We start from the raw sequence: 25,907 nt of genomic DNA, 5'->3' as shown, positions 1-25,907 counted from the left end.
CACCGGCGTTGCCAGCCTGACGAAGCCGCCCGCGGACGAGGCGCTCGGTCTATTCGCGAAGAGCTCGTCCCATGGCGGCGTAGACAGGAGCGCTGAGATATTCCCATGCCGACCTCGCCCCGGTCTCGATCATGACCTGCGTGCTCATTCCCGCCTGCAACGCTACCGGCGTTGCCTTCAAGGACTGAGGTGTCAGGACGATGCGAGCCGCATAAAATGCCTGACCGGTCCGTGGATCCACCAGCCGGTCTGCTGAAAGGGTGCGAACATCACCGTTCATGGGCTGCTGATACCGCCTGCCCACCGCACTGAGCCAGATGGTCGCGTGCAACCCCACTTTCACCTGGTCGACGTCGAGCGGGTCGACGTTGGCAATCACGACGAAGTTGTCCCCAAGGGGCACGATATCCATCAGTGGATCGCCCGCTGCTATCACCCCGCCAATGGTGTGAATCTTGAGCCCCACTATGGTGCCTCCGATGGGGGCGCGGATCTCGGTTCGTGTCTTCACGTCATCGGCAGCGGCTATTCGTTGAGCGGATTCATATATCTTGGCGCGTACCACCCCAAGCTCAGCGACAATGTCGGCTGCCGTGGATGCGCTAAGTTCAGCAACCTTGAATTTCGTCTCCTCCATTTTTTGCCTGGCAACGCCAATTGACGCGATATAGCCGCTGAGGTCGCCTCCCACATCCGCCTTTTCAGTCTCCAAATCGGTCAGGCGCGTCCTTACCACCAACTTCTTTTCATACAGGGCGCGAACATCGCCCAGCTGTTCCTCGATCAACTCCAGTTTCCGGGTCGCCGCAGCCACCTGCCCTTCATAGCCTTCTATCTCCTTCTGCAGGCTCCCGGTCGTTTGCTGCAGCAGGGAAAGTCGCTCTCGAAGCAGGGTCTGACGTGTTCGAAAGACACTCTCCTGGCCGGAAACAGCTTCGGCCGCACCGGGCTCCTTCAACTCTGACGAAATTTCGATTGAGTCCTTGCCGTCTCTCTCGGCGATCAACCGTGCCTCGGTGGCTTTCGCCTCGTACCATTGCGCCTTGATTTCGTTCGCAGCGGCCGTCGAAGCAGTGCTCTGCAGCCGTACCAGAATCTGATTTGGCGATACGCGATCGCCCTCCTGAATCAGTATCTCGGATACGATCCCGCCCTCGAGATGCTGCACGGTCTTTACGTTTGAGGCTGCCTCCACCAACCCGTTGGCCAGAACGGCGCCCTGGATCGGAGCAGCAACAAGCCACATGCCGGTCAGGGTCGAAAAAATGGCGATTATCGCGAAACCGAGAACAATGAAGCTCTTGCCAAAAGGCGCAGGTTCGTCTCCGGGTTGTTTGGCGCCAACGGCGAGCGGGACTGTCACTTTACGCTCCGCAACTCAGGTTTTGCGGGGCGAACCGGGCGTTCCGTAGGATCGGAGAGCTCAGGCGTTCGGCCGCCCAGGATCAGGGTCCGGTCGACCAATCCGGCAAGACGGTTGGTTTGTCCCGACATGGTAATGATTACCGAGCATCCAGACTCCTTCATGACTTTCACGGCCGCTTCAAGCGCCCTTCTCGATGAGCTGTCAAAATTGGCGAAGGGCTCGTCCAGAACGATAAGTCTCGGTGCGCGAAACAGCGCCCTTGCAAGCGCAATTCGTTTCCGTTCGCTGCCGGACAGTCCGACCGTGTCGTCAAGCACTGTGTCATAGCCCTGGCTCAAGCGAAGGATGACCTGATGAATTCCCGCTATTTTTGCCGCGGAAACCACATCGTCGATGGAGCTTTGTTGAAACCGGGCGATATTCTGCGCGACGGTTCCCTCGAACAGTTCAACCTGCTGTGGCAAATACCCAATGGACTCGGCTCTGATATAATCCGGAAGCCGGGTGACGTTCATGTCTCCCAGGCGGATCTGTCCGGTTCGTGGCTTCAGCAGGCCTATCAGGAGGCGGGAGAACGTTGTCTTGCCGGTGGCTGCGCGCCCGATGACCAGCAGCAACTCGCCTGGCGCCAGCGAAAGCGACAGTCTCCTGAATACGTCTTCTCGCGATCCCGCGTGCCTGAACGTAACGTCATCAAGAATCAACGTGCCGCGCGGAGTTCCGGGCAGCAACGACGGGTCCTCGTCCGACGGCTTGGCCAGGTCCGCCTTGATCTTTGCGTATCCTTCCCGCGCTTCCCTGAGGCCCCTGAGTTCTCCAACCGCCTTGTCCACCATCCTGTAGGCAAAATTGGCGATGAGTCGGGCTGCAAATATCCCGCCGAGCGACGCCTGGTCTTGCAGGAACAGCCATATGCCGGAGGCCAGCAGAATAATGTAGAGGCTACGGTTCAGTACCCGGATCGCAGCATCGAGGCTCGATCCGCGGGCATTAAGCCGATCTCGCTGCAAGAAGCCATCCACTCGGTTCCTGCCCCAGCGACCAGCAATCGCGTCGGCCATTGCGAACGCGCTGACAACGTCTCTGTGTCTGTCCGCCGAGACCAACACCTCTTTTGCCTGCTTGACGGCATCACGTTCAGCCTGGCGGGGCTCTCGTGTGAAATTCTCTTTCAACAGGCTCAAGCCAATCAGCAAAACTGTGGCTGCTACTGCGATCAGAAAGAGAACCGGATGGATGAAGTACACACACAACAGGAAAATCGGCGCCCAAACCACGTCCAGCCAGGCAGATAGCCCGCGCTCAACAAAGCCCGCGACTTTCTCGATGCTGGCCAGCAGCGGCGGATTGGCGACGCCTGACGTCAATCCGGCTTTCACGGACTGGCTGGTCAACTGATGCTCGATCCATACGCTCCAACGCGAAAGCATGCGGCGGCGAATGGTTTCCAGTGCGACGCCGGCTACCAGGGCGAGCAAGGCAGCCAAGGTCAGAATAACAAGGGTTTCCACGCTGCGGCTGGAAATGACCCGGTCGAATATTTGTATGAGATAGAGCGGTCCGGCAAAACGCAAAACATTGATAAACACGCTGAATACCACCAGCGCCGCAAGGCCGGGTATCGACTTTCTCCACATTTCGCTGAGGGGGCCGCTATACCGACGCCTGCCTCGTGTGTTCATCGCGGCACCGTCTTTCACGCACGTCCGAGGGGAGAGTACTGATCGGCATGCTCATTGAAGAGTCCAGAGAAATTCATGATCACCGCATCAATGTCGTCATGAGCATCCAACGGCGGCGCCTCAAGCGCGTTTTGCAGAGGCCGATCTTGGTGATCGGCTGCCTCAAACATCGACCAAGTTTCGTTCAGCAGGGTGGACATCCGGGCGGCCGGCAGCGGAGGGCAGCCAAGTGCCTGCACGATGCCGCCGAGCGACGCCTTGAGGGCACCCCGGCTTTTTGCCAGCACTGCTGCCTCTATTAGTTCCGCGGGCGCCTGCATGGACATGAATGTTGGGACAGCACCCTGGGAAGGTCGCTCAGGCAGAGTGACCAAAATGCTTCCGAACGGACTGGGCCACATCACCGGGCTGCCATTGGCATTTACGTCTCCCAGCTCGGCAACAATCAACTCGCGCGCGACCTTTGCCAGGAAGTCAATCCGGAGTTGGTGAGAATGGACTCGACCCACGCCGGCCGGCATGGCTGCCTCCGACGATGCCGCAATGCGTCGCAGGTACGGGTTGTTGCTCTGTCCATTGGACAGCTTTTCTGCGGCGCAGGCTCTCAGCACAGGACCGAGCGCGCCGTCCTGCAGATCCCACGGGGAATAGCAATGCAGCCCGGTAGCTTCCTCAGCCTCTCTCACCCCAAGCGGCGAGCGGCCAATTCTACCGCTGATGGCCAGCACCTTGTGGCCGGCAGCGCGCAAAGTATCGACGCCATATTTCGCACCCATCGCGTCGTAGGAAGCGAATATCGTGCCAAGAGCCATGCTGCGAAACGATTCCGCCAGAATTAGCTCGGACGTTTCCTTCTGCTGCAGCCCGTCGGCAATCTCGATGACAGCAACGTCGCATCCGTTTTCGGCTGCGTGGTTCAGCAGCCGGAAAGCGCCCTTTTCGATCAGTTCCACCGGGGCAAGATAGGTGGTTGCAAACCCGGCGTCGGTGAAATCAAGAACGATGTCAGCGCCCGCATCCCGTACGATCCAGGTGTCGCCGCCGGACCCGGTTCCGGTAATCTTCAGGGCGGCCACCTTCAGCCCCGCTCGTTTGAAACCTCTCACCAACGATGTCGCCGTCAATGTCTTTCCCGCGTTCATCGATGTTCCGAGCGACAGAACAATCGGCAGAGACGGGCGAAGGTCGTCCGAGCTGACCTTGTAATCCCAAACATTCAGCCGGCGACCGAATTTGTCGCCAATCAGCCCGAGAGGGGTAATCTTCGTTGGCGCAAGCATGCGATCGTGCCTGGAGAGTTCACACGCAGCGATGCCTCCCCCCGCCACCAGGTCACATGGCCCGAGATCGGGGCCTATGACGGCTTCGAACTGGTCCGGTGCGTATCTGTTTCCATAGCAGATGATTATCTCATCGCCGGGAAACATGATCGCCTTTCTCCCGTTGATCAGCTCCAATCTGCTGTGATTGCCGAGTTTGTCGACCCGGGCCAGGACAAGATCGCCTGCAACCGGCTGCAACGATCCTGTGATCAACGTTCGCATGTGCGAGGCCGCGACCCGGCGAGTGGCAAACGCGCGCTTGGCTTTCTTCATGCGCCCGCGCTGAATTCTACAAACAGACATGACACCCCACCCCAACGCTAGTTTTTTTATTAAAGTTTTACTTATTTATATTTCCAGCGCACCCCTGAGCTCTGTTCATTTTTTTGTTGCGTTAATTATTAGCTAACCATAATATAACTGAGGGTTGCACGCAAGTGATCGGATTGGGGACCGATCAAAGGGCAAACAGGGAGTTGAGTTCCGGGGGCAAAATGTATGGTTATGGTATGCCCAATTGAAGAGTTGGCGCCGTTTGAGATTGCCAGTTTCAAGACGCTATCCGGCCTAAACGTGTACAACGCGAATACAGCTGTTAAACTAACGCTGAATTTGGGGCCACTGGCTACTGCCCGCATATCCAGTTTTTCTTCCGAAGCTCGCTCAGTGCTTTCCGGACTGTTTCCGGAGTGTGAACAGGATGCCTTGGTGCCCTCGTATCTGGCGGATGCGATCCTGGCCGCGGATCTTGAGCTTCGCCGCGCGATGAATTTCTATTCGTTTCCAACCGTGGCCACGCTCGTGAGCGATCCGTCCGAGAGCAATCCCGTGATCGTCTGGGAGTCGGACGACCCGCAGATGTCGCGCGCGGCGGCGGCGGCTGTCGTTGAAGCGGTCGGCGAGGCAGCGCGAGACGAGGATGCGGCATCGAAGTATTCCCTCGCCCGGGACTTGAACCTGGAAAGAGCAAAGAAGCGGCGTCTTTCAAATTCGACCGCGGTGCTGGTCGCTGCGGCCAAGAGGAATCGCATTCCGTTCGAGTTTGTCGCCCGCAACCACCTTCGTCTCGGCCAAGGCAAGCACCAAAAGCAGCTCTTCTCCACAATATCCGGTTCGACATCGTTCGCGTCGGCGAAGGTGGCCCTGGATAAGAGGCTGGGCAACAGGCTCTTGGCGCAGGCCGGCTTGCATGTGCCTCGCCAGCTCACGGTTCGCAGCAAATCCGAGGCGGTCGCCGCCGCCAAGCAGCTGGGCAAATCAGTGGTGGTGAAACCCGCCCAAGGCAATCAGGGGCGCGGCGTTTCAGTCAAGCTGCGGGGACGCCGCGCTGTTGAAGCCGCGTTCGACATAGCGTGCCAGGTGGCTCAGTCCGACCGGTATGGCGTGTTGGTGGAAGAGTTCATCGCCGGCCCGGAGTATCGAGCGACGGTCGTTGATTTTCGTATCGTGGCGGCAGTCCTTTGTTGTCCGCCCCAGGTTACCGGCGACGGCGAAAAAACGCTGCGCCAGTTGATCGATGATTTGAATCGGGAACCCGACAGGGACGGCAGGCGTCTGTCGCGCCTGGAAATCGACGACGACCTGCTTAGACACCTGTCCTTGCACCGTCTTACGATGGAAACTGTTCCCATTGCCGGGCAGCAGGTGGTTCTGCGAGCGAATGGCCACCTTGCACGCGGCGGCGTACCGATCGACGTTACAAACTCCGTCCATCCGGACAATCATAAGCTGTGCGAACGCATCGCCAGGGTCATTGGGCTCAGTATTGCCGGGTTGGATCTGATCATGCCCGACATTGCGCAATCTCACAAAGACGTCGGGTGCACTGTCATCGAGGTGAACGCACGACCAGGGATCGAGTTTCATCTTTGGCCGCGGGCCGGCACGGCAAGGGATGTGAGTGAGATAATCCTGGCCAATATGTATGAGGATCCGGCTTCATCGGAAGTTGCCACGGTGCTCGTCCTTGGTGACCGGCATACCAGCATGGTGGCTAAGGCAATCGAGCATCGGTTCATGGCAGAGGGGCGGAGGATCGGCCTCCTGTCGAAGAAAGGCGCCTACATCAACACCGCACCGCAAGAATTCAGCCAGCGGGCAACCCCGCAAATGCTGGCCAGGGATCCTTCATTGGAAGCGCTGGTTTATGCCGTTTCTCCAGCAAGAGTCTCGGAGCACGGTCTTGGCCTGGGCGCTTGCCACGCCGTGTCGGTGACGGCGACCGACGTCGAGAATTGCGAGATTCTCAAAAACCTGGCCAAAGCAGTGTTGAGCGGCGGTAACCGCGGCTATTTTATCGTCGACAATGAAGATTTGGTATCCCGCCAGGCGTTGTCGGCGCTGCCCGTTGAAAGATTGATTTTGACAAGCGCCGAGACCGGGCTTGGCCCTGACTTGCGGCGACACCTGCAACGCGGCGGATTGGCTCTATCGATGCGTTGGAGTATCGACGGATCCGGAGCCAAGATGACGCTGGCGTCGGGATCTGGCGATCTCGTCATGGAACCTGCCACGTTTGCCTCGCGACCACCGCAACTCAAGGCTGCCATGCATGCAATGGCAATTTCGTATCTGGCAAAACGGGATGCATGGTTCGACCAGATGGCGTCGCCACCTTCGAATCCAACTTACGCGAATGGAGTTCAACAGCAGGCAGGAGTTTCTCTGCTGAGGTAAAAGGGAGTAGCGTTCATGGATACTGTTTTAGCAACCACGACACCGACTGTTTCGCAAGGCGACGCAGCAGCGCTCGTTGCCTTGACCTTGCAACGCACCAAGAACAAGGCGGGGCAGCCTCGAACCCGCGTAAGGATGTCTTACAAGACATTCAAGCGCTTGACCGGGCGGCGCATCGGTGGTGCGAAGTTTGTGAGGGAATTCACCGAAGAGATGATGAACCTGGGTTGGCTAATGGTCCGCATGCCGTCGTCCTATGGCTTCGTGCGCGCAGCCTCCCTGGACAAATGGCCGCTGACAAAATCGAATGTGGTCGCGAAGGAACTCAAGTTGATCGGTGAGGGATCGCTCGCGGAAGTGCTGGACAAGGCACGGCGGGAGCTTGGTGAGTCGACTGACGTCAGCAGCGCATCGAGCGCCCTCAACGGGGCGACCCGGAAGAAGAGAGACAAGACCGAGGCCCAATAGGCACGAATTGATGGAAAGCGATAGCTAGTATCCTCAGGGCAGCGGTTACTGCTTTGCGCATGGGTATGACGGCGAACGCGGTGACCTCTACAGGGGAGTAAATATGGCGACTGGCTCTGTTTACGTCTGGGAGCCATGTGACTCGGACTTTACCGGCGGCCGCGTTCATCTGGCCGAGGTCGAATTGCCCTATCTCTCCCAGCGCACTGGAAGGCACGGCCTGCGTGGGCGCTACGTAGACGTCATCAGCCATCCAGGCATGGAGGAGGATTGGCCGACAGGCCAGATGGGCGAAGTGTCGCCCGACGAAGACGGCAATTTTTCTTTCAAACCGTCTGGCGGCGCGGTTTGCGGCGGGTTGGAAAGCCGTGAGGGCGCTGCGCGCTTTGGCCAAGTCAACGTCTACTACCACGTCTCCTTGATGAGCCAGCGCATCAACGATGTGCTTCGTTTACTTGGAGTGAGCCCGCTGCCGAAAGTCAGGGCGATCGTCAATGCACGTCGGTCGAAGCAACGGCCGGGCAGTGCTGACGACACCGGCAGGGGGGCGCCGGTCAAAGGGGCCAGATATCGCTACCCGGCAAGAATGGAAAATCTCGACGATTTTTCAATTCCCCTCTGCGGAGAGCTGCTTTTTGGACCGGGGCATGGGGTGACCGAGGAAGGGTGGCTGCCGCGAATTTCAGGCAGCGCCTATCTCTGCGACCCATCCCATGACGCCGGCATGATATACCAGGCATTCGGGCTTCACGTCGTGCGTCATACGGCTGATGTGCAGGCAGACAGGTTGCGTGCACCGCGTGCCGCGTTCAGCAGACCGGGCGCCCTTGAATATGCCGTGAGCACATACCTGGCGGCCTCCATGCTATCGAGCCCCCACGTGTCGTGCTGGCATGCTCGTCACGATGCCGAGTTTGTGCCTGCGGACAGCCTTGCCAATGATGCCCGCATTGACGATGACGACATGCAGCCGCAGGAGGCGCTGGTCGCACAAGCCGTCGCGGGGGCGATGTGGGATCTGCACAAGGCATTTCTCGGGCACGAATTTGCCTGCATGGAGTTGGTTGTTGGTGCCCTTTTGCAGCTTGGGCGACTTTCCGACAGCCCATTCGCCCCTTCCCGGGTCAGAACCAGGGCGATCAGATCATCCCCACGCAGCTTTGCCTCGTGCCTGCTTCATGCGGACCGCGTGAGGTCCGGCGGCCTTTACGAGAGGCTGATCCGGGAAACCTTCGAGAAGCGCGGCATAGGCTTTAGTTCGCCTGCGACCGACATGCTGCTTGCGCCGTCGGTTCCGCCCCTCCCTCATCGCCTCAGCGGCTCTGAAGACGTTCAGCACCACGTTGCCAAAATTCGCGAAAAGTTTTCAGAAGTCATAATCCCTGATGATGGCGATCTCATCGATCCGGACCAGCTTGAACTGTTCCTCTCATCGTCCGCCACCGCCCCGTACCATCTCGCCGCGGTCGGGGACGTCATGACGGGAATGCGGATGCGCCATCGCATCCGCAGGTTCGGCCCGGACTATCCCCTCGCCTGGGTCAAGCCGATCTTCAGGCACTGTGCCTTGATAACCGGCAATCTTGAAGCACCGTTCGCCTCCACGTCCGAGCGGCTGGAGACCACTCGGAAATACTCATACAAGGTCGACCCCAAATCGGCTCCGGTCTTGCGCCGTGGCGGCTTCGCGGCCATGACCATTGCGAACAATCACATTCGGGACTGCGGCCCAGGCGGCGTAATCGAGACGCTGGACACGCTGGAGCGTCATCATATCAAACCTTACGGTGGCGGCAGGAACCAGAACTCGGCCCACGATCCGGCGATTTTTGACGGCGTGGATATCCGTATCGGACTGCTCGGATATTACTGGAACGACCGAACGGCGGCTCGTGACGACCTCCCAGGCTCCGCCCAGGATCTTCCCGAACTCGTCGAGCGAGACCTCGCACGGCTACGGCCGCTGGTCGATCGGATCGCCGTGATGGTGCACTGGGGCGATATTACATACCAGCGCCATCCCGCCGAGCAAGACCGCGTAAAAGCACAGCATTTTATCGATATGGGCGCTGACGCGGTCATCGGTCATCATCCGCATATCCTCCAGTCTATCGAAATCTACAAAGATCGGCCGATACTATACAGTGTCGGCAATTTTGCCTTTGGATCAGGAAACAGCAAGGGCGAGTCTATCTTGCCTTGCTTCTACTTTGGCGCTCGGAGGATAGATTTGGACATATACCCCGTCTACGTTCAAAACAGAGATCCGCGCCTCGACTACCAGCCCAAAATAATGGGAGGGGCGGCTGGCCGGGCGACGATCGATCGGCTGCTCGATTTGTCGCCTGGACTGGGCGGTGCAATAGCCGCTGTCCAGGACAGATGCCTCAAATTGTCTATCCCCTCGCGCTGAGGGTCATCCCTTCGACAAGCACCAGGTCCCTGGGACTGAAACGAAGTCTTTACCGCCTGGCCGGTTTTGATTTGTTTAGAAGTCTCTAATGGAATATGGCATCATGCGGATTGTCCATAGGGAGCGCCCGATGCGATTTCTGATCCGTCTGTTGGCTGCTGCGGTGGTGGGCTGCAGCCTGATGTATTCGGGCCCGGTGCTTGCCTGGAAGGTGGGCAAGGGCACGACGACAGCAACCATCAACGGGACGACGCTGACAGTCTATACCTACCACCCCTCGAACTGCAGCAATCCCTCGATCCTGTTCGTCTTCCATGGGCTGAGCCGAACGGCGTCTTCCTACAGGGATTATGCGCAGCCTCTCGCCGATCGAAATTGCATGATCGTCATGGCGCCGCTTTTTGACTTGGCAAGGTTCCCAAGCTGGAGCTACCAGCGTGGCGGAATCGTCAACAGCGGCGCCATTCAGCCGCGGGATGGATGGACTGTCTGGTACGTGAAGGGCCTGGTGAAATGGGCGAGGTCGCGAGAGGGGTTGCCGAATGCGCAGTACTACCTTTTCGGGCACTCCGCCGGCGGCCAATTCACGTCTCGTGTTGCGGCATTCGCCCTGGCCGACGCGAAAAGATTGGTGGTTGCCAATCCATCCTCATACGTTCTGCCCTCGCTGGCGGAAGCCGTAGCCTATGGGCTCGGCTGCGTCTCCTCTGGGTGCGTCTATACGCCGGATCAAGCCACCCAGGAGATGAAAGCTTATCTGGCCTTGCCGCTGACGGTCTATCTTGGAGAAGACGATACAGGCGATGCCGAGTTGAACGAAAGCGCGGCCGCCATGCGCCAGGGCGCGACACGCCTGGAACGGGGGCAGTACACATACGATTTGGCGCAAGCTGTCGCGACCGCAAACGGGTGGCCCTTTAACTGGCGTCTTATCATCTTGCCGGGCGTCGGGCATTCGGCAAGCGATATGTTGCGCTCGGATCAGGCAGCGGCCGCATTCGGACTCAAATAGCGAAATTTTGCGGTCCTGTAGCTCGGCAAGCTGTAGATGCCTCGAGGATATCCGGCGTTCAGCCCGCGCCTGGTACGAGCAACCGCCCGCCCCAACATGATGAGCAAGATAGCCCAGCCCGAGCCGCGTATACAAAGTCTGCGCAGCCTGCGGCGGTCTGCAATTTCAGTTAGGAACTTCTAATTTAGTAAAGTGCAAACTCAGCTCGATCTAGACTGCTTATCTGCGAGGGCATCTCAATGCGAAAGCTGAAGGACCTGCTGCTCGATAGGCGGGGAAACATTGCTGTGGCAGCGGCCTTGGTGGCGCTCCCGCTGTGCTTGGTGCTGGGCGTGAGCATCGACATTACCAATGCCGTCACCTTCAAATCCAGGCTGCAGGAACTGGCTGATTCAGCGGCTTTGGCAGCTATAGAGAGCGAGGGGAAAGACGAGGAAGCTGTTCTGGCCGCCAAGAACCTTGCGCTTGGCAACGGCTCTTTGGACGTCGGCGCGGTGGTTGAAGTCGACCTTACAACGCCCACTCCCGTGTCGCGGGAGGCAGCCGTTGAAATCGCCGCCGCAATGCCGACGCAGTTTATGAACCTTGCCGGCATTCGGACGATCAGCCTTCACGTCACGGCAAAGGCACGAAAGGCCCCCCCGGAATATTGCATCTATGCTCTCGATCCAGACTCAACCGGAGCGCTGAGTGTGACCGGCTTGGGAAAGATGTCGGTGCCGAACTGCGGCATCCAGGTAAATTCTTCCAGCCCCAAAGCACTGAGACACGTTGGGGCCGGGAAAATCGCCGCGACAAAAATCTCGGTAGTCGGCAATTACCAAGGCGGCGGATACAGCGTTCCCCCGAAGACGAACCAGCCCTCCCTCGCCGACCCACTCGTCAGCACACCGGAACCGGTCCCGCCGATCGGTTGCGATTACAACAATCAGATGCTCTCGGATGTCACCATTCCGGCCGGGCGGGTGTTCTGCGGAAGCATCGACTTTGGTGGAAAAGTTGTGCTCTCCCCAGGCGTTCATTACTTTCACAATGCGATAGTCGGCATCGCCAACAATGCGAAAATAACAGGCAAGGAAGTCACCATATTCGTCGATTCCAAATCCAGCATCATACAGGCAGGCGGGAACGGCGCCATGGACCTCTCCGCGCCCACGAGCGGCATTTATACTGGCATTGCAATCTTCGGATCGCGCACGGCCTTGACAGCATTGCCAACCATATCGCTTGCAACAAACAAGAATTACTCGATAAATGGGACAATATACTCACCAATGCATCGCCTTAAGATGAAAGGGACCTACGATAAAAAATTGGCTACCGGCCTAGGTTGGATTGTTGCTTGGCAATTCTCATACAATGGAGATTCGAGCGTCAACCTGGACGGCTATAGCGGCACTCCGCCAAAGGGTCTCGGAGACGCCGCTATCGTTCTGCTACAATAAAGGGAGACGATACCGGCTTCGTGCCTTTGTAGACGGCCCGTCCGATGACGGCGGGGGAGCACCTCTCCCGCCGCGTTGGCTTATTTTGCCGAGAGGTCCTGCGCCGCCCTCTCGATGATCCTGGCCACAGCCTTGGGCTGCGAGACGTAGACCGCGTGGCTGGCTGCGACCGCGGTGACCTGCGACTTGGCACGATTGCCTTCAAGTTGCAGACTCCCACTCCGCGCTTCGGCAGAATCTACGAAGAAAACCGGCCCTCTTGGTGAGAGCCGGCCAGTCGACAGGTCGTCAGGATGAAAGGCCTGGACGATCAATAGTCCCAGAAGGACGGCACCCAGCGAAAGGCGTCGCCGGAGATCGCCACCCGGCCAATGGACGGGAATGGCATATGAGTGGCCACCAGCAGCTCACCAGTCGCCGCCATCTCCCGCAAAAGCCGGATCCGAACGCGGACCGCCTCCTCAGGGTCGTGTTCGAAACCATTGTGCCAGTCGGGGTGGTCGAACCCGACCGGGAAGACTATGTCGCCAGCGAACGTCAGCCCCTCATCGCCGGATGATACGCGAACCACGCTGTGCCCGGGGGTGTGGCCTCCAGTGCGACGGACGATCACACCCGGCGTCACCTCATGCTCTTCCTCGAACGGGCGCAAATGGCTGCGGTAGTCGTTCAAGAACCGCTTGGCGGCCGATCGAAGCACATCCGGCACCGGCGAGGGCATATCGGTGTGGGAGAAATCGGGCGCTGCCCAGAACTTGACTTCGGCGGCGGCCACGTGGATTTGCAGGTCCGGACGCAGCCGGTCCTTTACCCCGTCGACGAGCAACCCGCCAACGTGATCCATGTGCATGTGTGTAAGCACCACGTCAGTCACGGACCCGAGGTCGATACCGGCGGCTTCCAGTCGACGGACCAACTGCCCGGCCCGCGGAAAGCCCGGAAATTCCGTCCCCAACCCGGCGTCGACGAGGATGGTCCGGCCACCGCTGCGCACCACGACGACATTCAGCGCCCAGTCGAACGCATCCGGGCCGAGGAATATGTCCTTGAACCACGCCGCCCGGACGGCCGGGTCGACATTGGTGGACATCGTCTCGGTTGGCAGAGGCAGCACCCCATCGCTGATGATCAGCACCTCAATGTCGCCGATCCGCAGCGCATAGCGCGATGGGACCAACTCGTCGGGCCTCGGTCTTTCGACATGTGCGGTGTTGTTTGAGCTCATGTTTGTCTCCTGCTGCCAGTGGCTTTGGACCGATCAGGTCCGCCCGACCGATAATGACGCCACGGTCGATTTCGTTATTAAGGATATTGTACATCCTTGTGGATATCAATTATCCTTAATTGCCGAACTGTAAAGCCCTTCCGGCATAAGGGACAGACATAAGGCTTATGTCGAAACAACAGCAAATGCGATGGACATCCCGAAACGTCTGGGGCCACTTTTACCAATAAAATCAACTGCTATTGTGGGTCAGCAAGACGTAGCGGCGCGCCCCCCTGTCGCCAGCGAATGAAGCAAAGGCCATGATGACAGCCTTGTCGGTCGTCAGGTGTCCTGCCCATCGGGCTAGCCAGGAACGATGAGACTTGCGCCACAACATCGGCTTGTTCAAGGTAGGAACAACGGCGGACCTGGCTGTCTTTGCTCGCCGATTTGACCGGAAGGTTACAGCACGATGCCACTCATGAATCGACGATTGGGCGCCAAGACTCTGGCGCGCCCGGCACGACGTCTCGGAGATCTGAAGGCGATGTTTGTCCTGATTGCCAGGCCGCTCGTGTTTGTGATCGCCCTTTTGTTGGCTGGTCAGGCACAGGCGCAGGCGCCGGCACCCGTCCCGCCTGAAAGGGTCAAACAGCTGTTCGAGCTTCTTGACGATCCGTCGGTGAAGGTCTGGGTGGCCGAACAACGAAATCAGGACGCCGGATCAACGGGAGCGCCTGCCGAGGCAGCTGCTTCGCCGACCGACGCACCGTCCGACGCCGTGGCCGCACCAGGTCCGATGAATACGATGGCGTCCTCGACGCTCGATCGGATCAAGCATCATATCGAAAAAATCGTGCGGACTTTGCCCACGCTGCCAGGCCAGTTCGCCCGCGTCCGGGCCAATACTATGGACGATATGTCCAGCAGGGGGCCTGTCGGCATATTGGTGCTGATTGCGATCTTCATCGCCGCCGGGCTGGCACTCACTTGGGCAATATACAAGCTCACCCGTCCATTTCGCCTCTGGGTCATCGCGCAGCCGAAAGATACGCCCATCGGGCGGACCAAGAAGATCGGCGGTCGCACGCTTTATTCCAGCATGATGATCGGCTCGTTCGCGCTGGGCAGCGCCGGCGCGTTCATGCTGTTCGACTGGCCAATGCTCATCCGCGAGATCGTGCTGACATTTCTGATGGCTGCGGTCTTTACGTGGGCTGTGCGCATATACGTCATGGCCCTGCTCGTCCCTTCCTTTATGGAGGTCGAGCACGCCGTCGAGGTTCGCGCCCTGCCGATCACCAACGAAGCGGCTGACCATTGGTCCTATTGGCTGCCCCGGATCGTCGGCGTTTTCGCCTTCTTCGCCGCCGCGTTTGTCCTTTTGCCGGGTCTCGGCATCGACCAGGACGGAATGATGGTCCTGTCGGTGGGCGCCGATTTCATACTGCTGTTGCTCTTTCTGCTAGCCGTTTGGCGTCGGCCAAGAATACTGCGAGACGATGCGCGCCACAGCGGTCATACGGCAGTGACATGGTTGTTGACGGCTTATTTCGTCGTTCTGTTCCTCGAGCGCATCGCCGGCCTTTACACCTTCTTCTGGTTTACCTTCGCCGCATTCTTCCTGCCCCTGGCAATCGTGCTGACGGAGCGCGGGGTCAATTTCGTTCTGCGGCCGGGTTCGGAAGATGCTGGCCGACCGACTGTCCCGGCGGTCACGATCGCTGTTATCGATCGCGGTATCAGGATGATTTTTATCCTGGCGGCGGCTTACTTTCTCGCGCGTGTCCTGGGCCTGAACATGCAATCCATGCGCGACAGCGATACGACCACCACGCTCATATTGCGCGGCTTGATCAATGTCGTGGTCATTGCGCTTGCAGCCGATTTCGGCTGGTCGATCATCAAGGCCTTGATCGAACGAAAGCTGGGAATCGAAGCACCGCACCCTGTGATCAGCGAGGAGGAAGTCCCGATCCTCGATCCGCAGCAGGCGCGGCTGCACACGCTGTTGCCGATCCTGCAGAACATTCTGCTCGCATCGATCATCGTGATGGCGGTGCTGATGATGCTGGCGTCGCTGGGTATCCAGATCGGCCCGCTGATCGCCGGCGCCGGCGTCGTCGGCGTCGCGGTGGGCTTTGGCGCACAAACCATCGTCAAGGACATCATTTCGGGCGTGTTTTTTCTGCTCGATGACGCGTTTCGTGTCGGCGAATATATTTCCTCGGGCAATTACAAGGGTACCGTGGAAAGCTTTTCGCTGCGCTCGGTGAAGCTGCGCCACCATCGTGGTCCGCTGTTCACCATACCTTTCGGTGAACTCGGCGCAGTCCAGAACCAGAGCCGTGACTGGGTTATCGACAAGTTCAACATCACCGTCGGCTATGACACCGATATCGACTTCGCGCGCAAGCTTATCAAGCGAATCGGCCTCGAACTGGCGGAAGATCCCGAGTTCAAAAACTGGGTGCTCGACCCGATCAAGATGCAGGGCGTACAGGAGTTCGGCGAGTACGGCATCGTCTTGAGGGTCAAGGCCATGACCAGACCCGGAGGCGCCTTCGGCATGAAACGCAAATTCTATGTGCGCCTGCGCCAGGTCTTCAAAGAGCAGGGAATCGAACTGCCATTTCCGACTGTCCACGTCCAAGGGCTGCAGAACTCACATGAGGCGGAGAATGCGCCGTTGGAGATCACGCCCGAGTTGCAAATGGCCGTCGCGCAGTCGCACACCAATCGGCGCAGAAAAAAAGCCGGCACAACGGAATAGGAAAGCTCTGACACCCCCGGTCACCGCGCGGGCTTTCCACTTGGGCGCCTTCAGCTTGAGGGTCTCAAACCGTGGAAACAGGCATATGTGGTTGGCAGCGCTCAACCAGAGTGTCGCTCCCACTTGAAGGTCCTCGGGATTGGGCTGAAGCTTACGTGCCAATGACAGCCGTCAACCAGGAGTTGCCGATATCCGCAGGGAAATATGCACCCAGAAATAGTCGGTCTACCAGCGGAAAAGTGGTTGTAAGAGAGCCTTGTAGCCCTTTTCGTAAGCCTTCCCGTTTGCCATGTGCGAGGTCGGATAGAGTCGGCCTGAACTCGTAGTCGGGCATTTTTTGTGCTATTTTTGCTACATTCGGCAAATTTATGGCCTGAACCCAACGTTTTAGTGGCCACTAAAATGTAATTTGTAGACAATCGTGCTTGGGTTGTAGCGCTTGGAATAAGGTGCAGGGGGAAACGTTGGGGCGGGGTAAAATGAATTCGACAACTATTTCGGCCATATGCAAGCGGCTTGGCCTGCTGACGACGGTTGCCATATTGAGCTGCGGGAATGCCCACGCGCTCACTCTCAAAGAAGCGATGGCAGTCGCAGTGGAGTCCAATCCCGAGATTGGCCAGGCCATCGAAAACCGCGAAGCAATCGAATTCGAACTGCGCCAGGCGAAGGGGCTTTATCTTCCCAGCGTTGACCTGGAAGCGTCCGCGGGGGCTCGGCGCCTCGACAATCCGGACAGGCGCTCTCTTTCCATCGAGAACGACACGCTCTATCCAGCTGAAACCGATCTCACGGTTACGCAGACCCTCTACGACAGCGGTGCAAGGCGTGCCGAACTAAACCGCCAGGCCTCGCGCGTCGACGGCGCCTCGTTCCGGGTTCTGGAACGGTCCGAATTCATCGGGCTCTCGGTTGTCCAGGATTATCTCGAAGCCATGTTGCAGGCCTCGATCGTCGCCGAGGCGAAGAAGAACCTCGGATTCCATCAGGGAATTCTCGGCGACATCCGGCAAGGCATTGCCGGCGGCGCGCTGAACGAGGCCGATCGTCAGCAGGCTGAGGAGCGGCTGTTCGCCGCCAAGGCCCGTGTGCAGGAAGCCACCGAGGAACTAGAGGCAGCAAAGATCCGGTTCTTCAAGACTGTCGGAAAGCCGCTGACCAGTGCATCGAGGCCGGGCGATGTGTCCGCCGCGCTGCCGAGATCGCTTGATGAAGCAATCGGGTTGGCAAGACAGAACAATCCGCGCGTGCATATGGCCAACAGCGATATCGACGCCGCGGCCTCCCTCGTGGATGCCGCACGGGCAAAATTCGGGCCCTCGATCACCGCCGAAGGTGTCGCCCGGGCAGGATCCGACATCGATGGCAGTGACGGCGACACGAGCGACCTTCAGGCAAGGGTCGTGCTGCGCTGGAACCTTTATCGCGGCGGCATCGACAAGGCCAACGAGCAGGAACAAATCCGCCGCACCAGCGAGCAGCGCCTTGTCCTGCACCAGGTCCTGCGCGAGATCGAGGAAGCCGTCCGTACGTCATGGGATCGCCGCTTCCGGCAGGCCGACCTGGCCAAGACGCTGAAGCTTCAGGCCGCCGCCAACGAAAGGCTGGTCGCGTCCTATCGCGAGCAGTTCAAGGTCGGACAGCGCTCGCTGCTCGACGTGCTCGATGCGCAGAACACCAGGTTCAACACAGCGACGCTCGCCGACACCGCGTCCTACGCATCACTGTTCGCCCAGTACCGGCTGTTGGCGGCAACCGGACAGTTGCTGAACACCATGGGCCTTCATCCGGCCAAGCAGGCAACCGCCTACGCCAAGGCCGAGTTCAATGCACCGGAAACGGCCGACACCGAAACCTATGCACGCACGCCGTCGGAGCAAAAGAACGATCTGCCTTTTGACATCCTCGCGCCAGTAAGGAAGAAATAGGAAGGCCAAGGTCGAACGATAGTCCTGCGGGCGGATCGTGAACCCACAACCTAAAATCCTGTCCCCAAAGGAGGCCTTCAAGGCCTGCTTTTCAGCTGTTGCCGGCTACCTGGGCAGGCCGAGCGCCGAGACCGTGCTGTTTGCCGGCGTGCCGCTGTCGGATACCCAGATCGATATCGACGCCGTTCGGCATCTTGCCGAACGCATCGGTCTTGAAATCACGGAGTTCAGCCATCGCGACTTTCTTCGCGGACGCATCGACCTCCCCGCCATCCTGTTTCGCGTCAGCCAATTGCCGGTGGCGCTGCTTGCCGAGACAGCGGACGGTGGATTTACCACCGCTCCCCAGGAGGACGGCCGCACAACAATCAGCAAAGCGGAACTTGCCGGAAGCTTCATAAGCGGCGGCGTTTCCTTCTCGATAACCTATGCCAATGCAGTCGAGGGGATGAGCGTCGGCTCGGCGGCCAAGATTGAGCGGCGACATTGGTTGACGGGAACGATGGGGCCATTCTGGCGCACCTATTCGAAGGTCATTCTGTCGGCGGTATTCATCAATCTGTTGGCCCTTGCCTCGCCGATCTTCACCATGAATGTCTACGACAGAATCCTGCCAAACAAGGCGATATCGACGCTTTGGGTGCTGTCGATCGGCATCGGCGCGGTCATTCTGTTCGACCTGCTGTTGAAAACTGCCAGAGCGTCGCTGATCGACTATGCCGGGCGCAAGGCCGACCTTCGCATCTCCTACATGCTGTTCGAGAAAGTGCTGAACTCGTCCTTGTCGGCACGGCCCAGCTCAACCGGCGAATATGCAAATCGGGTGACGCAGTACGAGTTCGTGCGCGAGTTTTTCACGTCGAACACCATCAGCGTGTTCATCGACACAGCATTCGTCTTCGTCTTTCTTCTTGTCATCTATGCGATAGGCGGCTGGCTGGTCATCATACCGGCCATTGCCTTTGTCGCCTCCGTGATCGTCGGGCTGATCACACAACGGCGTATCGGCAAACGGGTTGCTGCTTCCATGAACGAGGCTTCGCAACGCCAGGCCCTGCTGGTGGAGTCCATCTCCACGCTGGAGACGATCAAGTCGCTGCGGGCAGAGGCGTACCTTCTGCGAAAGTGGGCAGAGCACTCCAAGAACGCATCCAACACGTCCGAAAAGATAAAGCAGCTGTCGGCTGCCGCCGGCAACATAACGCAGGCCATCCAGCAGCTGGTAACCGTCGCCCTGATCGTGGCCGGCGCCTATGCCTTTTCGGAAGGACATGTCTCCACCGGCGCCATCATCGGCACCGTCATGCTGGCAGGCCGGGCGGTGGCCCCGCTCGGGCAGATCGCTATCACCTTGTCCAGACTTCGTCAGGCAATGCTCTCCTTGCGAATTGTCAACTCGATCATGGCGCAGCCGGAGGATCGGCCGGACACGGTTGGTTTCGTCAACCGCCCCATTCGCAATGGCGCGATGGCGTTCAGGAATGTCGGCTTTGTCTATCCGGGTTCCGAAAACGAAGTTCTGACCGGCGTGAATTTCTCGGTGAAGCCCGGTGAGCGGATCGGTATCATCGGCCGCATAGGCTCGGGAAAGACGACCATGGGGCGGCTGATCGGCAGGCTCTTCCTGCCGACCTCCGGCGAGCTGCTGCTGGACGGGATCGACATCCGCCAATACCACCCATCGGAGGTTCGCGCGGCGGTCGGTATCGTCGCGCAGGCCAACGATCTGTTTTCGGGCACCATCAAGGAAAACCTCCTGATGGCGTGTCCGGAGGCCACCGATGAACAGATCGTCGAAGCGGCCAAGGCTGCTGGCGTCGACGATTTCGTCTCCCGCCATCCGCGCGGCTACGACATGAATGTCGGCGAGCGCGGCACCAATCTCTCGGGCGGCCAGAGGCAGACAATGGCAATTGCCCGCCTGTTGCTGACCAAGCCGAAAATCGTCTTCCTGGACGAGCCGTCCGGCTCGATGGATCTGGCTTCCGAGCGCCAGCTGATCAAGCAGCTCAAAGTGGCCTTCGATCGCAGCACGACACTGATCGTTTCAACGCACCGCTACAGCATGCTAGAGTTGGCCGACCGCCTGATTGTCATCGAGCAGGGCAAGATCGTTGCCGATGGACCGAAAGACCAAGTGATACAAGCGCTGCAGAGAACGAGCGCCTGACAGAACAGACTTGTTGAGTGCATTCAATACGTTGGGGCGTTGGAAATGCTTGCCAGGGAAGACCGTCCGCCGCTTTTCGCGTCGGCGTCGATATTCATCATCGGAGCGCTTTTTGCGAGTTCGGTCGCTTGGGCGTCCTTTGCCGAGGTCGATGAAATCGCACGCGGCGACGGCAAGATCATACCGGCGTCGAAGACCCAGATCATCCAGGCCAGCGAGCCGGGCGTCGTTCAGGAAATTGCCGTGACGATCGGGCAGGTCGTCAAGAAGAACGACCTCATCATTCGCCTCGACAACACCTTCAACACGTCCAGCCTTGGCGAGCAGCAGGCCAAGGCGCGGGCGCTGCAGACGCGCATTGCACGGCTCAAATTCGAACAGACCGGCAAACTCGAGGGCGCGTTTCCCTGTCCGCCGGAGATCCAGAAGGTGGCGCCGGAAATCTGCGACAACGAGCAGAAGCTGCTCGTCGCGCGGCGCGACAATTTCGAAGTCAAGCTGTCGGTTCTCAAGTCGCGCCTCGATCAGCGCGAGAAGGAACTGGACGAGGCCAACGCCAACGCCGATCGCCTCACCAAGAATCTGGCCGTCAGCGACCAGGAGGCGAAGCTGGTCGAAGCGATGGTCAAGAAAGGCCTGATGGCGCGAACCGAGCAACTGCGCGTCGAACGCGAGCAGACCGAGCTCAACGGCCAGCTGGCACTTGCCGGAGAAACCATCAAGAAAGCCATGTCGGCCATCACCGAAGCCAAGCTTCAGGTCGACGAACTCGGCCTGCAATTGCAACAGGAAGCGCTCAGCGATCTGACAGAGGCGCTGGCCGACCTCTCGGTGGTGGATGAGACGATACGCGGTGCCACCGACAAGGTGGCGCGCACCGACATCCGTTCGCCTGTCGACGGTATCGTCAACACGCTCGATATCAACACCGTCGGCGCCTTCGTCCAGCCCGGCGCAGTGGTCGCGGGCATCGTGCCGACCTCCGAGACCCTGCTGGTCGAAGCGCGGGTTTCGCCGCGAGACGTCGCTTTCATCCGGCCGGGCCAGGATGCACTGATCAAGGTGACTGCCTATGACTTCTCGATCTTCGGCGGCATCGAAGGCAAGGTCTCGAACATCACCGCCGACAGCCTTGTCGACCAGAAGACCGGCGAGCCCTACTATCAGGTTCGCGTCGCCACCGACAAATCAACGCTGACACGCGACGGCAAGACCTATTCGATCATCCCCGGCATGATCTGTTCGGTCGACATCAAGACCGGACGCAAGACGATCCTCACCTACCTGATGAAGCCGATCAACAAGGCGCGTGAGGAGGCGATGAGTGAGCGGTAGCTTGATCTCCCCTCCTGCCGATCGCGACCGGCTGCTGCCACCGCTGGCGGCAGAGGATTTCGGACTGGAGTTCCGGGTTGTGGCGCGCGGCGGCACGCGCCGCGGTATTCGCCTGGAGCGGGCGTTCTGGACCTCGCTGAAGCAAATGGCCGAAAACCGCAGATGCACGATCGGCATGCTGATCGAAGAGATCGCCGAGAGTCACGCCAACACCGGAAACCTGACATCGGCAATCCGCGTGGCCTGCATGCGTGGACTGGCCGACGAGAACCTCACCCTGCAAAGGCTGGCGTCGATCAAGACCATCAACGCCATTCTGGTCGCCTGTCCCTCGCCGGCCTTTGCCCTGTCATCGTCGAAGAAGATCCTGACGTTCAATGCGCCGTTCCAGCAACTGGTACGTCGTCAATTGCCGGTGGCGCCGAACGAGGACGCGCGCCACGACCTCAAGCTGGCGCTGGACCTCAATGTCGCCGACATATTCGCCAGGCTCGATGCCAATGGCGAGACCCCGGTCTCCACCGGTTTCGTCATCGGCGCCGGCGATCGCCGCTACCGGGGTCAACTGAACGCGGTGCGGGCGCCGGTGGTCGAGCCGGAACTGCTGATGGCGTTCGTCTTCGGCGGCTAGAACGTTTCACCGGTTCACGGAAGCGGCGAGCCGCTCTGTCCCTTTGTTTTTCGCAATCCCCAAGGGAAAGCGCTACGCGCTTTTCCCGGGCGCAGAAGACACCCTGAAGGCATACTTACTGCTGCAGACCTTCGCCCGGCGCGACCGTCGAAAGGCCGCCCTTGATGTCGGCGATTTGCGCAGAGCCGGTCTTTGCGCCATGGATCCACGCGCGGTCGGTGCTGAACGAATACAGCGGCACGTAGCTCGGCAGATCGCTGTCGCGCGAAACGACATTGCTCAGGCTGTCGAGAATGAAAACGCCGCTGCCGGTGCTGACCGACAGCACGGCATGAAAGAAACCGCGCTTGCGATCCTGCAGGACAACCAGCGACATGCTCTGAGCCGGGATGCCTGCATGCAACAGCGCAGCCATCTTCAGGATGGCGAAATCCTCGCAGTCCCCTGCCCGCCGCTCGAGGATTTCCGAGGGTTTGGCCCAGTAGTCGAGCTTGCCGTAAACCACGCTGTCCTTCTTGTAGGCGATCGCACGGTTTATACTTGAGTTGACGAAGGACAACTTGTCGATGAAGCGCTTGTCCCGGGCTGCCTCGACGATCCCGGCGAAGATGCTGTTGTTGCGCTCGCATGCGCTGGCCGCGGTGCACTCGACAATAGCCTTGTAGACGGGCGCCCAGCGCGCCGAAACCGGGAAATTGCGCATCGACAGGGCAACCGAACCGAAGACGCCGGGAATGATCGCCGCCGTCTGGATCGGGTCGATCCCGGCGTCGTCCTGCGCGATCGAAGGATCACCCTTTTCATGAACGGCAACAGGACCATAGCTGCCGAAAATCATGCCGATCCTGTAGGCCGAAACAGGCTGCCAAGGTTGCGGCCGCAGCAGTGAAACGCCGCCGAGACTGGGCGGGGTTTCGACCGCCGCCAGCAGCGCGTCGGTGCGGCCTACGTCAGCTGCGATGGCGCTCGCGGATGATGGCTGCGGCAGGCTTGCGATGCCGATTGCCAGCAGGAGCAGCTTGAGCCCGGTGATTCCCGCGGCAGATTTTTCTTTTTTCATAACGCCCACCTTTGACTGTGGACGCTACCCATCTTGTCTCAAATTACTGGAAAGGAAGGTGGATAAGTTTCTCGCAAACGAGAACATCTATTTCGTGTAAAATTTTATTCAAATTTATACTTCTGCTTACCAACCTAGCAGGACCGGCGGATATCAAACGCAGCGCGACTCAGGCAATGTATATCAGGTTATATGTTAGGTGTTTACCACACGTAAAAAATGCTGAAATGGGCATACCAGAATATATTAAAGTGATTGCGGGATAGTTGCAAAGCAGGGGCCGTCACTGTCTCTTTCCGGGAAATACCGGAGGGGTTTGGTTATGGCGAACAGTAACGAATTGGACACCGTCTCGAATTCTTGGGATGAGCACTCTGCTCCTCATGAACATGGCGGCTCGCCGGCGCAGGCAGGGATCCAGGTGGCGCAGGCCGCGCAGCCGGCGCCTGCCGAGCCCGTACCGGTCGATGTCGGCAGCGGTGCGCCCGTCAAACAGGATGCACCTGCCGAGGCGAAGGCCCCGGCTGCAGCTGCGCCGCACGAATACGTGGCCGACGCCAGCAACGTGGTAAAGCTTCCCGCCAACGTCTCGATCGACAACATCAAGGTCGACGGCCACAACCTCGTGCTCGAACAGGCCGATGGCTCGGTGATCGTGATCAAGGATGGCGCGCTCAACGTGCCGACCTTCATCATCGGTGACGTCGAGGTGCCGCGCGTTGCCTTGCTGGCAGCGCTTGAGGCAAGTCATGTCGATGTCGCCTTCGGTGCCGATGGTTCGATATCGGCCGGCCCGGGCGGTTCGAACCCAAGTGCAGGCGCAGATTTCTCGGTTCCCCCCGGCGGCATCGGCGACGGGTTTGACCTGTCGGCCCTGTTGCCCCCGACAGCTCTTCAATTTGGGCTTCTGGATCGGCGCGAACTCTTTCCGTCTGTCGTCGACAGGCCGGTTTCAGTGGTGGCCACATCATTGCTCACCCCGGACCAGGCGGCCAGCGAAACCGGCATCGACGGCGGCCCTTCACAATCACCCGGCAGCGACGCGCCGAGCAATGCTGAAACCTCCGGCATCGGAACGATCAGCATCAACGCACCGGATGGTATCGGGTCGATCGTCATCAACGGCGTCACCGTTACCGGCGTCGGCCAGCAGATTCCGGGCGATTTCGGGTACCTGACGATCGTCACTTACAATCCGAGCACGGGTGCTATCGAATACAATTACACGGTGACCGAATCGGTCACCCATCCCCTTCAGGGGGACGGGTTCAATCCCAACGACACGGTTCCGGACAATTTCAGCATCACAGTTACGGATGTCGACGGCGATTCGGCCAGTACTACCTTTGCCGTCGCCATCATCGACGACGTGCCTACGGCGGTTGCCGACATCGACAGCATCGCCGCCGGCCAGTTTGGCCCCGCGACAGGCAATGTGCTTGTCGGCGGTACGGACGCGGCCGACGCGAACACCACCGACGGGGTTGCCGACACCAAGGGCGCCGACGGCGCAACCGTGGTCGGCGTCGCCGCCGGCAACACCAATGCCGCCCTCGACAATGCCGCGACGCTCGGCGTCCAGATCCAGGGCACCTACGGCAAGCTGACGCTGGCCGCCGACGGCACCTACACCTATACCCGTGATGCCGGCTCGGCCGGCGGTCATGACGACGTCTTCACCTACACCATCAAGGACGGCGACGGCGACACCTCGCACACCACGCTGACGATTTCGATCGGCAACTCGACGCCGGAGATCACGGACCTGACGCCGGAGGCCAGTGGCGGCGACGTCATCGTCAACGAAGCGGCATTGAATGTCGGGACGCCGGGCGGACCAGGGTCCGATCCGGCAAGCACGGCCGAGACCGGCGCCGGCACCTTCACCATCTCCTCGCCCGACGGCATCGCCTCGCTGGCGATCGACGGCCACGCCTTCATCACCAATGGCACGTTCACCGCAGGCTCCTTCACGACCGCGCTCGGCAACACACTCAATGTGACGGCTTACAATGCCGCCACCGGCGAGGTGAGCTACACCTACACGCTTCTCGACAACGAGGAGCACGCCGCGGGCCAAAACACCAACAGCCTTTTCGAGAACTTCACCGTCACGCTGACCGACCAGGATCTGCAGAGCACGAACGCCACGCTCTCCGTCAATATCGTCGACGATGTGCCGACAGCGGTCAATGACGGCCCGTACGCGGTCGTCGAGGACGGCGCAGGTGCGGCCAACACGCCGCCGACCAGCACGGTCTCGGGCGATGTGCTTGCCAACGACGTCTCGGGCGCCGATACGCCCAAGAGCTTCGTGGCCTGGTCGGGTGGCGATGCGGCGGCGATCACCGCGCTCAGCACCTACGGCACGCTGACGCAGAACGCCAACGGCACGTGGTCCTATGTGCTCGACAACAGC

16 protein-coding genes are annotated in these 25,907 nt (G+C 59.5%); 11 read left to right on the top strand and 5 right to left on the bottom strand.

What is annotated here, in order from left to right; genetic code table 11:
- Positions 1–49: 49 nt before the first annotated feature.
- The 3 genes from AC1DZ8_RS20670 to AC1DZ8_RS20660 are packed head-to-tail and all read right to left on the bottom strand — an operon-like array spanning position 50 to position 4,643.
- Complete coding sequence (locus tag AC1DZ8_RS20670; protein WP_477302012.1) at positions 50–1,363, bottom strand: HlyD family type I secretion periplasmic adaptor subunit; 1,314 nt, start codon at positions 1,361–1,363, stop codon at positions 50–52.
- Positions 1,360–3,066 (bottom strand): type I secretion system permease/ATPase, encoded by a 1,707-nt coding sequence (locus AC1DZ8_RS20665; RefSeq protein WP_477302010.1) that lies wholly within the window; start codon positions 3,064–3,066, stop codon positions 1,360–1,362. The genes AC1DZ8_RS20670 and AC1DZ8_RS20665 overlap by 4 nt, the downstream gene beginning before the upstream one ends.
- Complete coding sequence (locus tag AC1DZ8_RS20660) at positions 3,063–4,643, bottom strand: hypothetical protein (protein WP_477302008.1); 1,581 nt, start codon at positions 4,641–4,643, stop codon at positions 3,063–3,065. Before AC1DZ8_RS20660 ends, AC1DZ8_RS20665 begins: the two co-directional genes overlap by 4 nt.
- 252 nt (positions 4,644–4,895) lie before the next feature.
- Here AC1DZ8_RS20660 and AC1DZ8_RS20655 point away from each other — a divergent pair, with 252 nt between their 5' ends.
- The 5 genes from AC1DZ8_RS20655 to AC1DZ8_RS20635 all read left to right on the top strand — a co-directional run bounded on the left by AC1DZ8_RS20655 (position 4,896) and on the right by AC1DZ8_RS20635 (position 12,384).
- On the top strand, positions 4,896–7,046 hold the full coding sequence (locus tag AC1DZ8_RS20655) for an ATP-grasp domain-containing protein (RefSeq protein ID WP_477302006.1): 2,151 nt from the start codon (positions 4,896–4,898) through the stop codon (positions 7,044–7,046).
- Positions 7,047–7,061: 15 nt separating this feature from the next.
- The gene (locus AC1DZ8_RS20650) at positions 7,062–7,514 is read left to right on the top strand and encodes a hypothetical protein (protein ID WP_477302004.1); all 453 of its coding nucleotides are present in this window, start codon (positions 7,062–7,064) and stop codon (positions 7,512–7,514) included.
- 103 nt (positions 7,515–7,617) lie between these two features.
- A complete protein-coding gene (locus tag AC1DZ8_RS20645) occupies positions 7,618–9,927 on the top strand; it encodes a CapA family protein (protein ID WP_477302002.1) in 2,310 nt (769 codons plus the stop codon).
- Between the two features lie 130 nt (positions 9,928–10,057).
- On the top strand, positions 10,058–10,939 hold the full coding sequence (locus AC1DZ8_RS20640; protein WP_477302000.1) for an alpha/beta hydrolase: 882 nt from the start codon (positions 10,058–10,060) through the stop codon (positions 10,937–10,939).
- Between the two features lie 239 nt (positions 10,940–11,178).
- A complete protein-coding gene (locus tag AC1DZ8_RS20635; RefSeq protein ID WP_477301998.1) occupies positions 11,179–12,384 on the top strand; it encodes a TadE/TadG family type IV pilus assembly protein in 1,206 nt (401 codons plus the stop codon).
- A gap of 310 nt (positions 12,385–12,694) precedes the next feature.
- On the opposite strand, the gene AC1DZ8_RS20630 is transcribed toward AC1DZ8_RS20635, so the two are convergent.
- Entirely contained in the window at positions 12,695–13,609 is a 915-nt protein-coding gene (locus tag AC1DZ8_RS20630; protein WP_477301996.1) for an MBL fold metallo-hydrolase, read from the bottom strand.
- Positions 13,610–14,072: 463 nt separating this feature from the next.
- On the opposite strand from AC1DZ8_RS20630, the gene AC1DZ8_RS20625 reads away from it, so the two are divergent.
- From AC1DZ8_RS20625 to AC1DZ8_RS20605, 5 genes are all read left to right on the top strand, one after another.
- Positions 14,073–16,364, top strand: coding sequence for a mechanosensitive ion channel family protein (locus AC1DZ8_RS20625; protein WP_477301994.1), 2,292 nt, complete (start codon positions 14,073–14,075; stop codon positions 16,362–16,364).
- A 479-nt stretch (positions 16,365–16,843) separates the two neighbouring features.
- Positions 16,844–18,292, top strand: a complete 1,449-nt coding sequence (locus AC1DZ8_RS20620; protein WP_477301992.1) for a TolC family outer membrane protein — start codon at positions 16,844–16,846, stop codon at positions 18,290–18,292.
- 37 nt (positions 18,293–18,329) lie between these two features.
- On the top strand, positions 18,330–20,462 hold the full coding sequence (locus AC1DZ8_RS20615; RefSeq protein ID WP_477401544.1) for a type I secretion system permease/ATPase: 2,133 nt from the start codon (positions 18,330–18,332) through the stop codon (positions 20,460–20,462).
- 45 nt (positions 20,463–20,507) lie between these two features.
- Entirely contained in the window at positions 20,508–21,797 is a 1,290-nt protein-coding gene (locus AC1DZ8_RS20610) for an HlyD family type I secretion periplasmic adaptor subunit (RefSeq protein WP_477301988.1), read from the top strand.
- A complete protein-coding gene (locus AC1DZ8_RS20605) occupies positions 21,787–22,428 on the top strand; it encodes a ribbon-helix-helix domain-containing protein (RefSeq protein WP_477301986.1) in 642 nt (213 codons plus the stop codon). The genes AC1DZ8_RS20610 and AC1DZ8_RS20605 overlap by 11 nt, the downstream gene beginning before the upstream one ends.
- Positions 22,429–22,543: 115 nt before the next feature.
- Here the strand turns inward: AC1DZ8_RS20605 and AC1DZ8_RS20600 are convergent, their stop codons facing one another.
- The gene (locus AC1DZ8_RS20600) at positions 22,544–23,488 is read right to left on the bottom strand and encodes a transglutaminase-like cysteine peptidase (protein WP_477301984.1); all 945 of its coding nucleotides are present in this window, start codon (positions 23,486–23,488) and stop codon (positions 22,544–22,546) included.
- A 322-nt stretch (positions 23,489–23,810) separates the two neighbouring features.
- On the opposite strand from AC1DZ8_RS20600, the gene AC1DZ8_RS20595 reads away from it, so the two are divergent.
- Positions 23,811–25,907, top strand: a 2,097-nt coding sequence (locus tag AC1DZ8_RS20595) for an Ig-like domain-containing protein (RefSeq protein ID WP_477401541.1), incomplete at its 3' end; no start/stop codon positions are given.

Source organism: Mesorhizobium sp. P2_F7, from assembly GCF_056403695.1.
The sequence above is the reverse complement of the archived record's forward strand: the minus strand, read 5'-3'. Positions and strand labels throughout refer to the sequence as shown.